This is a genomic window from Rhizobium rhizoryzae (assembly GCF_011046895.1).
GTDB lineage: Bacteria > Pseudomonadota > Alphaproteobacteria > Rhizobiales > Rhizobiaceae > Neorhizobium > Neorhizobium rhizoryzae.
This window is the reverse complement of the sequence record NZ_CP049250.1, coordinates 1111827-1126642: the sequence shown is the minus strand read 5'-3', so window position 1 is coordinate 1126642 and position 14816 is coordinate 1111827. Positions and strand designations below refer to the sequence as shown.

At 58.6% G+C, this 14816-nt stretch carries 16 protein-coding genes; 10 read left to right on the top strand and 6 right to left on the bottom strand.

The genetic code is table 11. From position 1 onward, the window contains the following. Positions 1-65: 65 nt before the first annotated feature. Positions 66-464: a winged helix-turn-helix domain-containing protein gene (locus G6N80_RS11555; protein ID WP_062556251.1), complete on the top strand. Its 399-nt coding sequence runs from the start codon at positions 66-68 to the stop codon at positions 462-464. Here G6N80_RS11555 and modC read toward each other — a convergent pair. From modC to modA, 3 genes are read right to left on the bottom strand one after another with little or no spacing between them, the layout of a single operon-like run. Further along, entirely contained in the window at positions 424-1503 is a 1080-nt protein-coding gene (modC, locus tag G6N80_RS11550) for a molybdenum ABC transporter ATP-binding protein (protein ID WP_165133910.1), read from the bottom strand. The two genes, G6N80_RS11555 and modC, sit on opposite strands and share 41 nt — an antisense overlap. Then, on the bottom strand, positions 1500-2201 hold the full coding sequence (modB, locus tag G6N80_RS11545) for a molybdate ABC transporter permease subunit (RefSeq protein WP_165133908.1): 702 nt from the start codon (positions 2199-2201) through the stop codon (positions 1500-1502). The genes modC and modB overlap by 4 nt, the downstream gene beginning before the upstream one ends. Before the next feature lie 55 nt (positions 2202-2256). Further along, positions 2257-3039: a molybdate ABC transporter substrate-binding protein gene (gene modA, locus G6N80_RS11540; protein ID WP_165133906.1), complete on the bottom strand. Its 783-nt coding sequence runs from the start codon at positions 3037-3039 to the stop codon at positions 2257-2259. A gap of 160 nt (positions 3040-3199) precedes the next feature. Between modA and G6N80_RS11535 the strand changes: the two genes are divergently transcribed. Then, positions 3200-3865: a sulfite oxidase-like oxidoreductase gene (locus G6N80_RS11535; protein WP_062556317.1), complete on the top strand. Its 666-nt coding sequence runs from the start codon at positions 3200-3202 to the stop codon at positions 3863-3865. A gap of 48 nt (positions 3866-3913) precedes the next feature. Here the strand turns inward: G6N80_RS11535 and G6N80_RS11530 are convergent, their stop codons facing one another. Then, positions 3914-4711 carry an NAD-dependent epimerase/dehydratase family protein gene (locus G6N80_RS11530; protein ID WP_062556318.1) on the bottom strand — a complete coding sequence of 266 codons (798 nt, stop codon included), beginning with the start codon at positions 4709-4711 and terminating at the stop codon, positions 3914-3916. A 160-nt stretch (positions 4712-4871) separates the two neighbouring features. Here G6N80_RS11530 and G6N80_RS11525 point away from each other — a divergent pair, with 160 nt between their 5' ends. The 7 genes from G6N80_RS11525 to G6N80_RS11495 all read left to right on the top strand — a co-directional run bounded on the left by G6N80_RS11525 (position 4872) and on the right by G6N80_RS11495 (position 11604). Then, positions 4872-5624 carry a FadR/GntR family transcriptional regulator gene (locus G6N80_RS11525; RefSeq protein ID WP_062556319.1) on the top strand — a complete coding sequence of 251 codons (753 nt, stop codon included), beginning with the start codon at positions 4872-4874 and terminating at the stop codon, positions 5622-5624. Between the two features lie 71 nt (positions 5625-5695). Then, positions 5696-6604 (top strand): 5-dehydro-4-deoxyglucarate dehydratase, encoded by a 909-nt coding sequence (gene kdgD, locus G6N80_RS11520; RefSeq protein ID WP_062556255.1) that lies wholly within the window; start codon positions 5696-5698, stop codon positions 6602-6604. Positions 6605-6673: 69 nt separating this feature from the next. Continuing rightward, positions 6674-7810, top strand: coding sequence for a mandelate racemase/muconate lactonizing enzyme family protein (locus tag G6N80_RS11515; protein ID WP_062556256.1), 1137 nt, complete (start codon positions 6674-6676; stop codon positions 7808-7810). Then, a complete protein-coding gene (locus tag G6N80_RS11510) occupies positions 7810-8682 on the top strand; it encodes an amidohydrolase family protein (RefSeq protein WP_062556320.1) in 873 nt (290 codons plus the stop codon). Before G6N80_RS11515 ends, G6N80_RS11510 begins: the two co-directional genes overlap by 1 nt. A gap of 58 nt (positions 8683-8740) precedes the next feature. Then, on the top strand, positions 8741-9718 hold the full coding sequence (locus G6N80_RS11505; protein WP_062556257.1) for a TRAP transporter substrate-binding protein: 978 nt from the start codon (positions 8741-8743) through the stop codon (positions 9716-9718). Positions 9719-9802: 84 nt separating this feature from the next. Beyond that, on the top strand, positions 9803-10324 hold the full coding sequence (locus tag G6N80_RS11500; protein WP_062556258.1) for a TRAP transporter small permease: 522 nt from the start codon (positions 9803-9805) through the stop codon (positions 10322-10324). Beyond that, entirely contained in the window at positions 10324-11604 is a 1281-nt protein-coding gene (locus G6N80_RS11495; RefSeq protein WP_062556259.1) for a TRAP transporter large permease, read from the top strand. Before G6N80_RS11500 ends, G6N80_RS11495 begins: the two co-directional genes overlap by 1 nt. A gap of 124 nt (positions 11605-11728) precedes the next feature. Here the strand turns inward: G6N80_RS11495 and G6N80_RS11490 are convergent, their stop codons facing one another. Both G6N80_RS11490 and G6N80_RS11485 read right to left on the bottom strand, forming a co-directional pair. Beyond that, entirely contained in the window at positions 11729-12157 is a 429-nt protein-coding gene (locus G6N80_RS11490; protein WP_062556260.1) for an RbsD/FucU family protein, read from the bottom strand. After that, positions 12157-13389 (bottom strand): ROK family transcriptional regulator, encoded by a 1233-nt coding sequence (locus G6N80_RS11485; protein WP_165133904.1) that lies wholly within the window; start codon positions 13387-13389, stop codon positions 12157-12159. Before G6N80_RS11485 ends, G6N80_RS11490 begins: the two co-directional genes overlap by 1 nt. 217 nt (positions 13390-13606) lie before the next feature. On the opposite strand from G6N80_RS11485, the gene G6N80_RS11480 reads away from it, so the two are divergent. Further along, on the top strand, positions 13607-14632 hold the full coding sequence (locus tag G6N80_RS11480) for a sugar ABC transporter substrate-binding protein (protein WP_062556262.1): 1026 nt from the start codon (positions 13607-13609) through the stop codon (positions 14630-14632). Positions 14633-14816: the final 184 nt, after the last annotated feature.

Genomic DNA, 14816 nt, shown 5'->3' with positions numbered 1-14816 from the left:
ATGACGCTCGGCCACAATGGACGCTCGTTGAACTGCTGACGGCTCCACACAGGCTCATCCACACCATGTCAAATCCGCCCGATCAGACCCTGCAACCGCTGCTGAAAGTTGCGTTTCCGCCTGGAGAGCGGCTTGGCCGCGGCAAGATCGAGCTGCTGGAGCATATTCGTGAAACCGGGTCCATTTCGGCAGCCGGTCGCCGCATGGATATGTCGTATAGGCGTGCCTGGCTGCTGGTGGATGCGATCAACACGATGTTTGCAAAACCGTCAGTTGAATCCCAGCGCGGGGGCAAGCAAGGCGGCGGAGCGCAATTGACGGAATTTGGTGAAGAACTGATCCGCCGCTTTCGGCATATGGAAGTCATTCTCCAAAGCGCGCTTGCAGACGACCTCGATTGGCTGAATGAACATCAAAGCAAGATCAGCGCGCGCGACCCGGCGGATCCAGCGCAACCGTCTTGATGATGGCGTGAATGGATTGCCCCACCATCAGGTCCATTCGCTTGGCAGACAGACCAGTAATGCGGGCCCGCAGCACTTCCTCCCCGCACAGAAGCGCTATATCCACCGCGCCACCATCCGAACCTGTCATGGCGCGGATTTCACCTTTCAGAACATTGAGGGCTGAGATCCCTTGCGGCTTTGAGGTCGCCAGCAGAACCTCTCGGGCAGGAATATGGACGCGAAGCTTTTGCCCTTCATGGAGATCGCCGCGTGGAACCAGGAGACGACAGCCGCGAAGCGCGATGGCCGCAAGATCGGGATCCTCATCCTGAAGCCGCACCAATCCTTCCAGAACGCTGCCGCTTTCGCGCCCCGTGGCAATGGTCTGGATGCCCAGAATTTCGGATGCATTGCCGATGCCGGTCACACGTCCATCCGCCATGGCGACGACGCGGTCCGCCAGCCGTGCCACCTCGCCCACTGAATGGCTGACATAGAGAATGGGCAGGTTCAGATCATCGCGCAGCCGCTCGATATAGGGCAGGATTTCCGCCTTGCGCGCCTCATCCAGCGCCGAGAGCGGCTCATCCATCAGCAAAATACGAGGGCTCGCCAGAAGTGCTCGGCCAATGGCCACTCGCTGCTTTTCCCCGCCTGACAATGAACCGGGACGACGCGGCAGCAATGCCTCCAGCCCCAGCATGCCGATGATCCTGTCCGGATCGGCAAAGGAGGACCGGCTACGCGCAAACCACTGCCCGTAGTTCAGATTCTGGCGTACGCTCAGATGCGGAAACAGCCGCGGCTCCTGAAAGACATAACCGAGACCCCGCCGATGCGGCGGCAGGCAGATACCCTTGCTCGTATCCAGCAGCACCTGATCGCCGACGAGTATACGCCCGTGATCAGGCCTCACCAAACCGCCGACAATGCGAAGCACGGATGTTTTTCCAGAGCCGGAACGCCCGAAGAGTGCCGTCACGCCTCCTTCCGATGCGAAGTCCGCCTCAATGCGGAAATCTCCTTGGCTATGACGGATCTCGACAGCGAAAGTCATTCGGCTTCGATCCTGTTGCCCACCCGGCGCGCCAGCGCTTCGGAAAGCAGCAATGCTGCCATGGAGATGATAATCGAAATGACAGTCAAGCGAAGAGCGCCCGCATCGCCCCCCGGCACCTGGGTGAAGGTGTAGATGGCGGCGGAAAGCGTTTGCGTTTCACCGGGAATGTTCGAAACAAAGGTGATCGTTGCGCCGAATTCCCCCATGGCCTTGGCAAAGGCGAGAACGAGACCGGCGATAACTCCCGGCAGCATCAGGGGCAGCGTGACCGTGAGAAACACCATCACCGGCGATGCACCCAATGTTCTGGCCGCCTCCTCCAGCTTCAGGTCCACTGCCTCAATGGAAAGTCTTATGGAACGCACCATCAGCGGAAAGCCCATGACGGCACAGGCGAGTGCAGCCCCCGTCCAGCGAAAGGACAGAATCAACCCGAAAGTGCTTTCCAGAAATGAACCGATGAACCCGCGTCGCCCGAAGGCAATCAGCAGCAGGTAGCCGGTCACGACTGGCGGCAGAATGAGCGGCAGGTGGACGATGCCATTCAGCAGCGCGTGTCCCCAAAAGCGCTTGCGCGCCAGAAGATAGGCAACCAGCACACCCAGCGGCAGGCTGGCAAGGACGGCAACGCTGGCAACCTTCAGGCTGAGCCTGATCGCCGTCCACTCCTCTTCACTCAGACTTGGAAGTTCCACGCATGCGCCCCGTTTGTGAAGACTGTAACTGCGTGAACGCCGTTATGCGAGGGCATCATTTGAGGATTGAGAAGCCTTGTGCCGTGAAGAAACCTGAAGCTTCATCGGAAGACAGGAACTTCAGGTAATCGCTGGCCGCCGCGCTCCTAGCGTCGGCGACCTGCGCCACCGGATAGATGATCGCAGGATGGCTGTCTGGCGGGAAGGTGCCGACGATGGAAACATCGGGATCGGCCGCCGCATCCGTCTGATAAACGATGCCATAGGGAGCCTCCCCGCGCGACACGAGCAGAAGAGCCGCGCGAACATTTTCCGCACCCGCCACCTTCGGCGCAACAGCACTCCAGGCACCGAGCTTTTCCAAGGCCGCCTTGCCGTATTTGCCGGCAGGAACGCTATTCACCGCACCCATGGCAAGCTTGCCGTCTCCCACCAGAGCGGAAAGATCGAAGCCAGCCTTAATGTCGACAGGCTTTGCCTTGTCCTTCGGCGCGACCAGAACGATGCGGTTGCCCAGCAGGTTCTTTCGACTGTCCGGCTTGATGAGGTTCTTCTTCGCCAGATAATCCATCCAGTCCAGATCGGCGGAAATGAAAACGTCTGCGGGCGCACCAGCCTCTATCTGCTTCGCAAGCGCCGAACTGGCTGCGTAAGAGGCCGTTACCTGATGACCACTTTTCCTAACGTAGACGGCATTGGCTGCATCCAGCGCCGTCTTCATGCTGGCAGCTGCAAAGACGATTATCTTTTCAGCAGCAAAACTTTGTGCGGGCAGAACAGGAAGCACTGCCAAAGCCATGGCAGCGATGAGTTTGAGAACCAGACTGCGGGTTTTCATGAGCTCTCCCAAAGCGAAATATCTGTGGGAATATAGCGAACCTCTTTCGATATTCCAGCATTATATCCGTACGGATATAATGAAAGAAATTCAGCGCCTTCTGGACAGCGATCCTGCGTCGCCACACATTCCCCTCATGATCGAAATGCAGGACGGAACCATGGCGGATGAACACAATGAGCCTGAAGCGACAAAACTCACAAAGACCAAACAAAAATGGGCGGCGGAAGGCAAATTTCTAACCGGAAAGATAACAAGACCGGAAACCGACCGGCTGCCACCGGGCCAGCACCTGGTGCAGAACTGGCCGGTTCTGGATCTTGGCCAGCAGCCGGTGATTTCTGCCTTGCAATGGCGGCTCGACATCAGGGGCGAAGTGGAAAATCCGCTGACGTTCAACTGGGATAAATTTCAAGCGCTGCCGCAATCGAAGCTCACGACCGACATTCACTGCGTGACCACCTGGTCGCGTTATGACAATGAATGGACCGGCGTAACGACGCGGGAACTGCTGGATCAGGTGCATCCGAAAGCAGAAGCGGATGCCGTGATGCTGACGAGCTATGACGGCTACACGACCAATCTGCTGCTTTCCGACTTTGCCGTGGAAGATGCCATGCTGGTCACGCATTGGCAGGGCGAGCCACTCACCGCCGAACATGGCGGGCCGATGCGCCTCGTTGTTCCGCATCTTTATTTCTGGAAGAGCGCCAAGTGGCTGACCCGCATTGAGTTCACGCGTCAGGACAGACCGGGCTTCTGGGAAAAGAATGGCTACCACATGCGCGGTGATCCATGGGCCGAAGAGCGCTATTCCGAGGACTGAAAATAGTGCAGGAGCCGCCCCCGCCAAACGGCTCCTGCGGCAGCAATCTCAACTTTCCTTGAAAATAGGATCGTTGACGAAATTGCCGCCCTGATAGACGTGAAGGGCCGCTTTCGGGTCTGGTTTGCCAAGTGCCGCGTCGATTTCCGCGCGATAATGTTCGGCATTGTCCTGCGGCTTCCAGCCCAGATAGCTGGCATGCGAGTTGTCCCACCAGGCTGCATCATTGTTGGAGATGCCCCAGATCACCGGGCACCCCAGCATCGGCGCCCGGAACGTGCATTCGATAAGACGCTTGAAATCCGCATAGGACATCCAGCTGGACAGCATGCGATGATTGCTTGGCTTTTCCATGCAGCTGCCAATGCGAACAAGCGCCGTTTCCTGACCGAATTTCTCGAAATACATCCGCGCCAGCTGTTCGCCGAAACATTTGGAGACACCGTAAAGACCATCCGGCCGCGTTGGTGATGTCGCATCGATCTTATCATCCTGACGGTAGAAGCCGACCGTGTGGTTGGAACTGGCAAACAGGATGCGCGGATGACCGTTGGCGCGCGCCGCCTCATAGAGGTTGAACATGCCGAGCAGGTTGGCATTCAGGATCTTGGAAAACTTGTCTTCAACAGACACGCCGCCCAGATGTACGATCCCGTCGCACCCCTCGACCAGTCTGTGCACGGCATCCGCATCACCCAGATCGCATTGAACGAGTTCCTCGTTCGGTCCGGCCTCACCCAGATTGCTGATATCTGACAGGCGCAGGATATCGGCCACATCGGCAAGACGCGTGCGCATGGCACGCCCCAGCGCGCCGGCGGCACCGGTGATCAACAGTCGTTTCAAGATTTCCTCCATCGGCAGGCAGCGCGCCACAACTCGTAGGCTCGCCGGGTCAACTCATCATACATGTTGGCAGAAGCGCGTCAACACGCTACAGCTATTGCATTGATGTACAGGCTGGCGAGCAGACCATCCGGAGATGCAGGCTTTGAAGGAGATGTCCATGGCAATTGCAGGCAAGAGCGGGACACCGGGCGGTGCTGGCACGCTGGCCTCTCGATTGGGCGACGTTCTGCGACAGTCGATCATGGCAGGGCATTATCCGCCCGGCACCAAGCTGCCGAGCGAAGCACAACTGGGCGAACAACACGGCGTGAGCCGAACTGTGGTGCGCGAGGCAATCGCAGCACTGCGGGCAGACCGCCTCGTGGAGGCGCGTCAGGGCGCTGGCGTTTTTGTGTTGGAACCGCCGGTTGCCAGCAGTCCTGCCCCCATGTCGATCGAAAACATCGACTATGCGCGCGTTTCCTCCGTCATCGAATTTCTGGAACTGCGCACGGCGGTAGAAGTAGAGGCGGCAGGCCTTGCTGCTCTTCGCCGTTCTCCCGCACAGGAAGAGGTTATCTTTGAGCGTCACTATGCGGTGCAGGCCTGTTTCGAGGCGAACAAGCCGACCAGCGAGGCGGACTTCGCGTTGCATCTGGCAATTGCCGAGGCGACCAACAACTCGCGCTTCAGAGATTTTCTTTCCCTGATCGGCAAGAACATCATCCCCCGTGCAGCGCTTCGCAATGAAGAGTCGGAAGCCGATCAGGCAGCCTATATCAAGCTGCTGAACGAAGAGCACAACGCCATCATTTCTGCCATTTCAGCTGGGGATGAGGAGGCAGCTCGCGATGCAATGCGCAGGCATCTGCGCGGCAGCCAGTCTCGCTACCGGACGCTCCTCAGAGAACAAAGGCAATTTGTAAGATAAGTTATTGACACTTGTATGTTGAATCTATACGAAATTGAGCGGAGGAGACTTCTACAAAGGATACACTGATTATGACGCCTCAAGAGATCAAGGCGGCGCTCGGCGCTGGCCTTTTGTCTTTCCCAGTGACGCATTTCGACGGCGAAGGCCAGTTTCAGGCTGAAAGCTATCGCCGCCATATCGAGTGGCTGTCCGGCTTCGAGGCGCCCGTTCTGTTCGCCGCAGGCGGCACTGGAGAATTCTTTTCGCTCTCACCCGATGAAATCCCGGGTATCGTCAAGGCAGCAAAAGAAGCCGCGGGCAAGACTGCAATCGTCTCCGGCTGCGGCTTTGGCAGCCACGTCGGCACTGAGCTGGCAAAATCTGTCGAAAAGGCTGGCGCAGACGGCATTCTGCTTCTGCCGCATTACCTCATCGACGCGCCGCAGGAAGGTCTCTATCAGCACGTCAAGAAAATCTGCCAATCCGTTGGCATCGGCGTCATGGTCTACAACCGCGACAACTCGGTGCTTTCCGTCGACACGTTGAAGCGTCTGTGTGACGAGTGCCCGAACCTTGTCGGCTTCAAGGATGGTACGGGCGATATCGGCCTCGTGCGCCAGATCACGGCGACCATGGGCGATCGTCTCACCTATCTCGGCGGCATGCCGACTGCCGAACTGTTTGCCGAAGCCTATCTCGGCGCTGGTTTCACGACGTATTCCTCTGCCGTCTTCAACTTCGTCCCCGGCCTTGCCGTCGAGTTCTACAAGGCGCTGCGGGCTGGCGAGCGTGAGCACTGCGAGAAGATCCTCCGGGACTTCTTCTACCCGTTCATGGCGATCCGTAATCGCCGCAAGGGCTACGCGGTTGCCGCCATCAAGGCGGGCGTGCGCCTGCAGGGCTTCGATGCTGGCAAGGTTCGTGCGCCGCTCGACGACCTGACCAAGGAAGAAGAAGGCATGCTGCTGGACCTTATCGGTCCCTGGAAGCGTGGCTGATCCAACTGACTGAAGACTGGGCGTTTCATCCGACCTGGTGCGGATGAAACGCTGCAACGGGAAAAACCTATGAAGATTGCCGAAGTTCGCACACATCTGTTGGAGCACAAGCTCGACGTGGCATTCGAGAGCGCATCCATGCGCTTCGACCGCAGGGCACATATTCTGGTGGAGATCGTGTGCGACGACGGCACGACAGGCTGGGGCGAATGCCTTGGACCAGCAAGACCCAATGCGGCCGTGGTTCAAGCCTATGCCAACTGGCTGATCGGCGAAAATCCGCTCGAAACCGAAAAGATCTGGGCTCGTCTCTATAACGCGCTTCGCGATCAGGGTCAGCGCGGCCTTGCTGTCACAGCACTGTCCGGCATCGACATTGCGCTTTGGGATATCAAGGGCAAGCATTTCGGCGTGCCTGTGTCGATCCTGCTCGGCGGGCGCTTCCGCGAAAGCATCAAGGCCTATGCAACCGGCAGCTTCAAGCGTGACGGTGTGGACCGCGTCGAGGACAATGCGACGGATGTTGCCCGCTACTGGAAGGAAGGTTTTCACGCCACCAAGATCAAGATCGGATTCGGCGTCGAGGAAGATCTGCGCGTCGTTCGCGCTGCCCGCGATGCCGTCGGTTCCGAGATGCGCATCATGGTAGACGCAAACCATGGTTACGACGTGGTGGAAGCCGTGCGCTTCGGCCAGGCAGCCGCAGAACTGAACCTCGACTGGTTCGAAGAGCCTGTGGTGCCGGAACAACTGGCCGCTTACCGGGAAGTACGCGCCCGCCAGCCGATTCCCGTTGCCGGTGGTGAAACATGGCATTCGCGCTGGGGCATGCGCGAGCCGGTGGAAACCCGCTGCGTCGACATTCTCCAGCCTGATCTCGCAGGCGTTGGCGGCTTTACCGAAGCAAAGCGCGTAGCCGATCTGGCAGCGCTGCACGGCATTCGCGTCGTGCCGCATGTATGGGGCACAGCCGTGCATATCGCCGCTGCCCTGCAATTCATGGCGGCCATGGTGCCAAGCCCGGTTCGGGTAAACCCGATCGAGCCAATCCTGGAATTCGACCGTACCGACAACCCCTTCCGGCAGGCCATCGTCAATACGCCGATCGAACACGTCAATGGGGTGGTGACAATCCCCAACGGTCCGGGACTTGGCATTGAAATCAATCGCGATGCACTCGCCGAATTCAAGATGAAGGACGCATGATGCTCGTTCGCCCCACCTCCGGCCGCCAACCCGCCATGTCCCTGCCAAAAGGCACGGTCGACACGCAGATGCACATGTATCTGCCGGGTTATCCTGCTCTTCCCGGCGGCCCCGGATTGCCTGCGGGCGACCTGCCGACGCCGGATCAGTACCGCGAATTCATGACATGGCTCGGCATCGACCGCGTCATCATCACCCAAGGCAATGCCCAGCAGCGGGACAATGGCAATACGGTTGCCTGCCTCAAGGCCATGGGCAACGTGGCACGAGGCGTGGCGGCTGTCGCACCGGAAGTTTCCGATGCAGAGCTTGATACACTGGGCGAGGCTGGTGTCGTTGGCCTGCGGATCATGGATCTCCCCGGCGGCGCAACCGATCTTTCTGCATTGGAAGCACTGGATGCCAAAGCCGCCGCACGCGGCTGGATGCTGGCCGTTCAGTTCGATGGAAGCAACATTCTGGACCACGAAACGCGCCTCGTGCGCCTGCGTTCGCGCTGGGTGCTGGATCACCACGGCAAGTTCTTCTGCGGCATCACGCCGGATAGTCCGCATGTCGATGCCGTCAAGAGACTGATCGATACAGGACGCTGCTGGTTCAAGTTTGCCGGGGTCTATGAAAGCTCAAAGACTGGCGGCCCGGATTACGACGACGTGGCAGCCATTGCGCGCCTTGTGGCGTCTTATGCGCCGCAGCGCATCGTCTGGGGCACCAACTGGCCGCACAATCTGGCCAAGGAACAGAAAGATTACCCGGACGACGTGAGCCTGCTCGAAACGGTGCTCGGCTGGCTGCCGAACGAACAGAGCAGGCATCTGGCACTCGTCGAGAACCCGGAAGAACTTTTCAACCTGCCCAAGTGGCAGGTCTAGCAAAGCTACATAAACAGCGGGGTTGGAGGAGACAACCACGCGACAACAGGAGGAAAGCATGAAACTGACCAAGATTCTTGGCCTCGCGATTGGCTTGGCCATGAGCACGGCACTGGCCGCACAGGCGCAGCAGATTACCCTGCGCTCGGCGGACATCCATCCGGATGGTTATCCGACCGTCGATGCGGTGAAATACATGGGCAAGCTCGTTTCCGAGCGCACCAATGGCCGCATCAACATTCAGGTCATGAACAATTCCGTTCTCGGCAGCGAGAAGGATACGATCGAACAGACCCGCTTCGGCGTCATCGACATCAACCGCGTCAATGCGGCACCGTTCAACAACCTCGTCAAGGAAACGGTCGTGCTCGGCATGCCATTCCTGTTCCGCTCGACGGAACACATGCACAAGACGGTGGACGGCCCGATCGGCGAAGAAATCCTGAAGGCCTTCGAACCGCATGGTCTCGTTGGTCTTGCCTATTACGATTCCGGTGCGCGCTCTTTCTACACGACGAAGAAGCCGATCCAGAAGCTTTCCGATCTCAAGGGCCTGAAGATCCGCGTTCAGCAGTCTGACCTCTGGATCGCCATGATGCAGGCCTTCGGCGCCAACCCGACGCCGATGCCGATGGGCGAAGTCTATTCCTCGCTCGAAACCGGCGTGGTCGATGGTGCGGAAAACAACTGGCCATCCTACGAATCAGCCCGTCACTACGAAGTTGCGAAGAACTACACGCTGACGGAACACTCGTTGAACCCCGAAATCCTGGTCATGTCCAAGATCTCCTGGGACAAGTTGAAGCCGGAAGACCAGAAGATCATCAAGGCGGCAGCCAAGGAATCGGTCGCCAAGATGCGTGAGCTCTGGAGCGCGCGCGAAAAAGTCTCCGAAGAGAAGGTTCGTGCCGGTGGCGTGAACGTGATCAAGGTAGACAAGAGCGAGTTCTCCGCTGCCATGAAGCCCGTCTACGACAAGTTCGTGACCGATGCGAAGCTGAAGGATCTCCTGACACGCATTCAGGACGTCAAATAAGTTGACGATTGCAAGCCGGCTCCACAAGGGGCCGGCTTTTTCAATGCGCCTGATCTCACAGTAGCGCAGAAGGAATTCGGGGAAATGAGAAAATTCATGCTGGGCATCCGCCCGTTTTTGGCCGCGTTAAGCCGGCTTTCGCTCTACATCGCCGGGACTGGTATCGTGGTGATGACATTCATAGTCGGCTGGCAGGTCTTTGCGCGTTACGTTCTGAACGATTCTCCCAGTTGGTCGGAACCGCTTTCGCTGCATCTGATGCTCTGGTTCATCATGCTGGGCGCCGCGGTTGGCGTGCGCGAGAGCGTGCATCTTGGCCTCGATATCGTTCGCTACGCCATGCCCCGCTCGATCCAGCGCCTGATGGATCTGGTGAGCCTCGGGCTCGTCGCCTTCTTTGGCGCCGCCATGGTCTACTATGGCGTCCAGCTTTCTGCAGGCACCTGGGGCGCAACCATCCCCGTTCTGGGCTGGCCCGGCGGCGTCGACTTTTTCCCCTTGATCGTGGGTGGCGCAATGATCGCTCTTTTCGGCCTTGAACGCTTTATCGACGTCGCACTCGATCTCGAGCCCGCTGCCGACACTGAAGTCCTGGAGGCGGCATAATGGCCTATACGATCCTCTTCGGGTCCTTCACCCTGCTCATGCTGATCGGCATGCCCATCGCCTTCTGCCTGGGTATCGCCTCACTCGCCACCATTCTCTATATTGGGCTGCCTCCCATCGTCATCTTCCAGCAGATGAACTCTGGCATGAACGTCTTCGCAATGATGGCGATCCCGTTCTTCATTTTCGCCGGAGACCTGATGGTGCGCGGCGGAATTGCCACGCGTCTCATCCGCTTCGCTGCCGGCATTGTCGGCCACCTGCGCGGCGGCCTGGGGCAGGTGAACGTCGTCGCATCAACCTTGTTCGGCGGTATCTCCGGCTCTGCCGTGGCGGATGCGTCGGCTGTCGGTGGTTTGATGATCCCGCAAATGGCCGCACGCGGCTACGACCGTGGCTATGCCGTGAACGTGACCGCAAATGCCGCGATCATCGCCCTGATGATTCCACCATCGCATAACATGATCCTTTACTCGATTGCCGCTGGCGGCAATGTATCGGTGGCGGATCTTTTCACGGCAGGCATCATTCCCGGCCTTCTTTTGGCCGCCGCCCTGATGTTTACGGCATGGTTCGTGGCCAAGCAGCGCGGCTACCCCTCCGAACCCTTCCCCGGCTTTGCGAAGGTTCTTTATTTCTTCGTATCGTCGGCACCGGGCATCCTGTTGATCGCCATCATCTTCGGCGGCGTTCGTTCCGGTGTTTTCACGGCAACGGAAAGCTCGTGCATCGCGGTACTCTACGCACTGCTTGTGGCCATGTTCGTGTATCGCGAACTCGACTGGCACGGTTTCGTCGAGGCGGTCATGGGTGCGGTTCGCACCACGGCCATGGTACTCCTCGTCATCGGCACCGCCGCTTCCTTCGCCTGGCTGATGGCTTTCCTTCAGGTGCAGGGCCTGATGATCAGCGCGATTTCGGCGATCTCGGACAATCCTATTATTGTCCTGCTGGTCATCAACATCATCCTGCTGGTTCTCGGCACCTTCATGGATATGGCGCCTCTCGTTATCATCTCGACGCCCGTTCTGCTGCCTGTCGTGAAGGCTTTCGGGATCGACCCGGTGCATTTCGGCGTCATCATGATCCTGAACGCCGGTATCGGCCTCAATACTCCACCAGTTGGCACTGTGCTTTTTGTGTCATGCGCGGTCGGCAAGATTACTATTCGCGAAGCCATGCGCACTATCTGGCCCTTCTTCGGTGCCAGCGTTTTCGTGCTTTTGCTCGTGACCTACGTGCCCGCACTTTCACTGTGGCTGCCCAGCCTGTTCCGGTGAAGTGCGACACATCCCCCCATGGGAGCTTGGCCGGCGAAGCGATTCGCCGGTCTTTTTCTTTGCAGAGCTGGTACGGGTACTGCCGCAGGTCCGCCCCAAGATGGTACGGCAGCACCCGACTCTCTCAAGGATAAATGACACCCTTCTTGAGAATGACGTTCGCATAAAGCCGAGGCTCGCTTGTCTGGATGACGGTGTGCGCCGCCTTCACGCGTGGATAGAAGTCCGGGCCGAGCAAGGGGACGACAGACTGCTTGGGTTCATGCCGCCCGCAGCAGGCGATGATCTCCTCATGGACCGCATCGAGTGCATCTCGGTCCCTGCCGACGGTCGAGCGGAAAATAGCCTCGGGAACGAAATCGTCGATCGGCAGCACCGACAGAACCGCATCGAGGACCGGAATCAGGTGATGGCCGTCCAGCCGCACGAGACGCCGCGCATGTTCCAGACCCGGATAATTGCCATCGACAATTGCAAGCTCATCCCCATGCCCCATGGCACGCAGGGTAGAGAGCAGTTCCGGGCTGAGCAGTGGATTGAGACCCTTGAGCATCAGGCAAGTTCCTTGAAAAGTACGTTCTGGTCGATGAGATAGCGGGCGAAGATCGGAAGACTAGCGCCACCAATGGCACGCGCCTGAGCGCCCACAGCCCCCTCCAGAATATCGGGAATAATGACACCCTGCAGGTCGAGCCGGGTCACCGCCTCCCTCGTTGCCTGCACGACACGCTTGCGCACCCATCCGGGAAAACCGCCATCGATGACGGCAGCACCAAAATCGATGACGGAGGCAGATGCGACAATGGCTTGCGCCAGCGCCTCTGCGGTATCGCGAATCCACAGTTCCAGCGGTTCGCCGAAATCCACCCACTCGTCCGCTGAATACCAGAGGGGCTGTGGATCGATGCCGCGCTCGAGCAGCAGTTTTTCGAGGACAAAGATAGAAGCGATATCCAGAAGCTGCCGGTTCTCGCCGTTCTTGCCACGCACCGGCAGAGGACCAAGCGCGCCTGCTGTGCCCGTTCGGCCCGAATAGACCGCTGAATTCAGGACAATGCCGCCGCCGATGAAGGAGCCGATGAAGAAATAGACGAAGTCAGGATAGGAAGGACCGACACCGAAGACCAGTTCCGCGCCGCAAGCGCTTGTCGCATCGTTCTGAAGGTGAACCGCATGGCGAACGCGGGCAGCAATTTCGGCCTGGAGATCGACACCGTGCCACTCATCCATGGCCCCTGGAGGTGCGCCGACCTCTTCAGCCCAGTTCCAGAGCTCGAAGGGTGCTGCAATCCCGATGCCGGCGATGCGTGCCAGGGTATCCCGATCCAGCCGGGCTTCAATGGACTCGATCCCCGACATGATGATCGCAATGATTTCATCAGGCTTCGGATAGGCATAAGTCTGGCGGAACTGGTGGCGGATGCGCCCGATGAAATCCATCAGCACGACATCTGCGCTGCGTCGGCCAATTTTTACGCCAAATGAAAACACCGCATCGGGATTGAGGCGCATGGGAATGGAAGGCTGACCCACCTTGCCGCGCACGGGATCGCCCCGAAGCAGCAGCCCATCATTCTCCAGCGAGCGCATGATAACGGAAACGGTTTGAGCAGAGAGGCCGCTCGCTCTGGTAATGTCCGCCTTGGAAAGCGATCCGTGCAGGCGAACAAGCGACAGAACCAATCTTTCGTTGTGCGCACGAACGCGCACCTGGTTGGAACCGCCCGCAAAGCTGACGGCAGGCGGCAGAACGACGCTATCGCTGGAGTTGTCATGGACAGTCATGGCCACCCCTCCCTTAAGGTACCCAAGCTCCTCAGGCCTCAACCTATCGATCAAGAATTAATAAATCAACTGGATTTATTTATTGACAGTATGAGAAGTTTCGACATTATGAGGGCCACGGGCAGGCGGCTTGGAGGAGGCGTCTGGTGCTTGAAACCGGTCGAGGCCCGAACAAGATCCGCCGCGCGGATACTGAGTTAACCTGGGAGGAAGTTCCATGAAGAAAACCGTTCTGACCGCTGCATTCGCGACACTCGCACTTGGCGTTGCCTTTGCTGCTCCGGCCTCTGCAGCCGGCGTTTCCGCATGCCTCATCACCAAGACCGACACCAATCCCTTCTTCGTCAAGATGAAGGAAGGCGCGACTGCCAAGGCGAAGGAACTGGGCGTAACGCTGAAGTCCTATGCCGGCAAGATCGACGGTGACTCCGAAAGCCAGGTTGCTGCAATCGAAACCTGCATCGCTGACGGCGCAAAGGGTATCCTTCTGACCGCTTCCGACACCAAGGGCATTGTTCCCGCGGTCGAGAAGGCTCGCAAGGCTGGCGTTCTGGTCATCGCACTCGACACGCCTCTGGATCCGATTTCCGCTGCTGACGCGACCTTTGCAACCGACAACCTGTTGGCTGGTGAACTCATCGGCAAATGGGCCGCTGCAACGCTTGGCGACAAGGCAAAGACTGCAAAGATCGCTTTTCTGAACCTGACACCGGCACAGCCGTCGGTTGACGTCATGCGCAACCAGGGCTTCATGAAGGGCTTCGGCATTGATGTCGGCGATATCAACCGCATCGGCGATGAAAAGGATCCGCGGATCGTCGGTCACGACATTACCAATGGTAACGAAGAAGGCGGCCGCACCGCCATGGAAAACCTTCTCCAGAAGGATCCAAGCATCAACGTCGTTCACACGATCAACGAGCCTGCTGCTGCCGGTGCTTACGAAGCGCTGAAGGCCGTCGGCAAGCAGAAGGACGTTCTGATCGTATCCGTCGATGGCGGCTGCCCGGGCGTCAAGAACGTCAAGGAAGGTGTGATTGGCGCAACCTCGCAGCAATACCCGCTGCTGATGGCGTCGAAGGGCATCGAAGCGATTGCCGCCTTTGCAAAGGATGGCACGAAGCCGAAGCCGACCGAAGGCAAGAACTTCTTCGACACCGGCGTGTCTCTGGTCACAGACAAGCCTGCCAAGGGCGTTCCTTCGATCGACACGAAGGAAGGCACTGCGAAGTGCTGGGGCTGATGCTCCATCTGCATTAGACAACAAGATCGAAGGGCGGCTTCGGCCGCCCTTTACCTAAAGAGAACAGGCAGCGAAACCTTGCTGAATACCTTCTCCGATTGAAGAATGAATTTTCCATCGCCGGCGATCTGAGGTTCGTGACCTGCATGCCGGCCCTCGCATCCCGTGATGATGCCCTAGGGAG

Bases quoted from the DNA above. Each gene is read 5' to 3' on its own strand.
- G6N80_RS11555 (WP_062556251.1), top strand. From the start codon at position 66: ATGTCAAATCCGCCCGATCAGACCCTGCAACCGCTGCTGAAAGTTGCG.
- modC (WP_165133910.1), bottom strand. From the start codon at position 1,503: ATGACTTTCGCTGTCGAGATCCGTCATAGCCAAGGAGATTTCCGCATT.
- modA (WP_165133906.1), bottom strand. From the start codon at position 3,039: ATGAAAACCCGCAGTCTGGTTCTCAAACTCATCGCTGCCATGGCTTTG.
- G6N80_RS11535 (WP_062556317.1), top strand. From the start codon at position 3,200: ATGGCGGATGAACACAATGAGCCTGAAGCGACAAAACTCACAAAGACC.
- G6N80_RS11525 (WP_062556319.1), top strand. From the start codon at position 4,872: ATGGCAATTGCAGGCAAGAGCGGGACACCGGGCGGTGCTGGCACGCTG.
- kdgD (WP_062556255.1), top strand. From the start codon at position 5,696: ATGACGCCTCAAGAGATCAAGGCGGCGCTCGGCGCTGGCCTTTTGTCT.
- G6N80_RS11515 (WP_062556256.1), top strand. From the start codon at position 6,674: ATGAAGATTGCCGAAGTTCGCACACATCTGTTGGAGCACAAGCTCGAC.
- G6N80_RS11510 (WP_062556320.1), top strand. From the start codon at position 7,810: ATGCTCGTTCGCCCCACCTCCGGCCGCCAACCCGCCATGTCCCTGCCA.
- G6N80_RS11505 (WP_062556257.1), top strand. From the start codon at position 8,741: ATGAAACTGACCAAGATTCTTGGCCTCGCGATTGGCTTGGCCATGAGC.
- G6N80_RS11500 (WP_062556258.1), top strand. From the start codon at position 9,803: ATGAGAAAATTCATGCTGGGCATCCGCCCGTTTTTGGCCGCGTTAAGC.
- G6N80_RS11495 (WP_062556259.1), top strand. From the start codon at position 10,324: ATGGCCTATACGATCCTCTTCGGGTCCTTCACCCTGCTCATGCTGATC.
- G6N80_RS11490 (WP_062556260.1), bottom strand. From the start codon at position 12,157: ATGCTCAAGGGTCTCAATCCACTGCTCAGCCCGGAACTGCTCTCTACC.
- G6N80_RS11485 (WP_165133904.1), bottom strand. From the start codon at position 13,389: ATGACTGTCCATGACAACTCCAGCGATAGCGTCGTTCTGCCGCCTGCC.
- G6N80_RS11480 (WP_062556262.1), top strand. From the start codon at position 13,607: ATGAAGAAAACCGTTCTGACCGCTGCATTCGCGACACTCGCACTTGGC.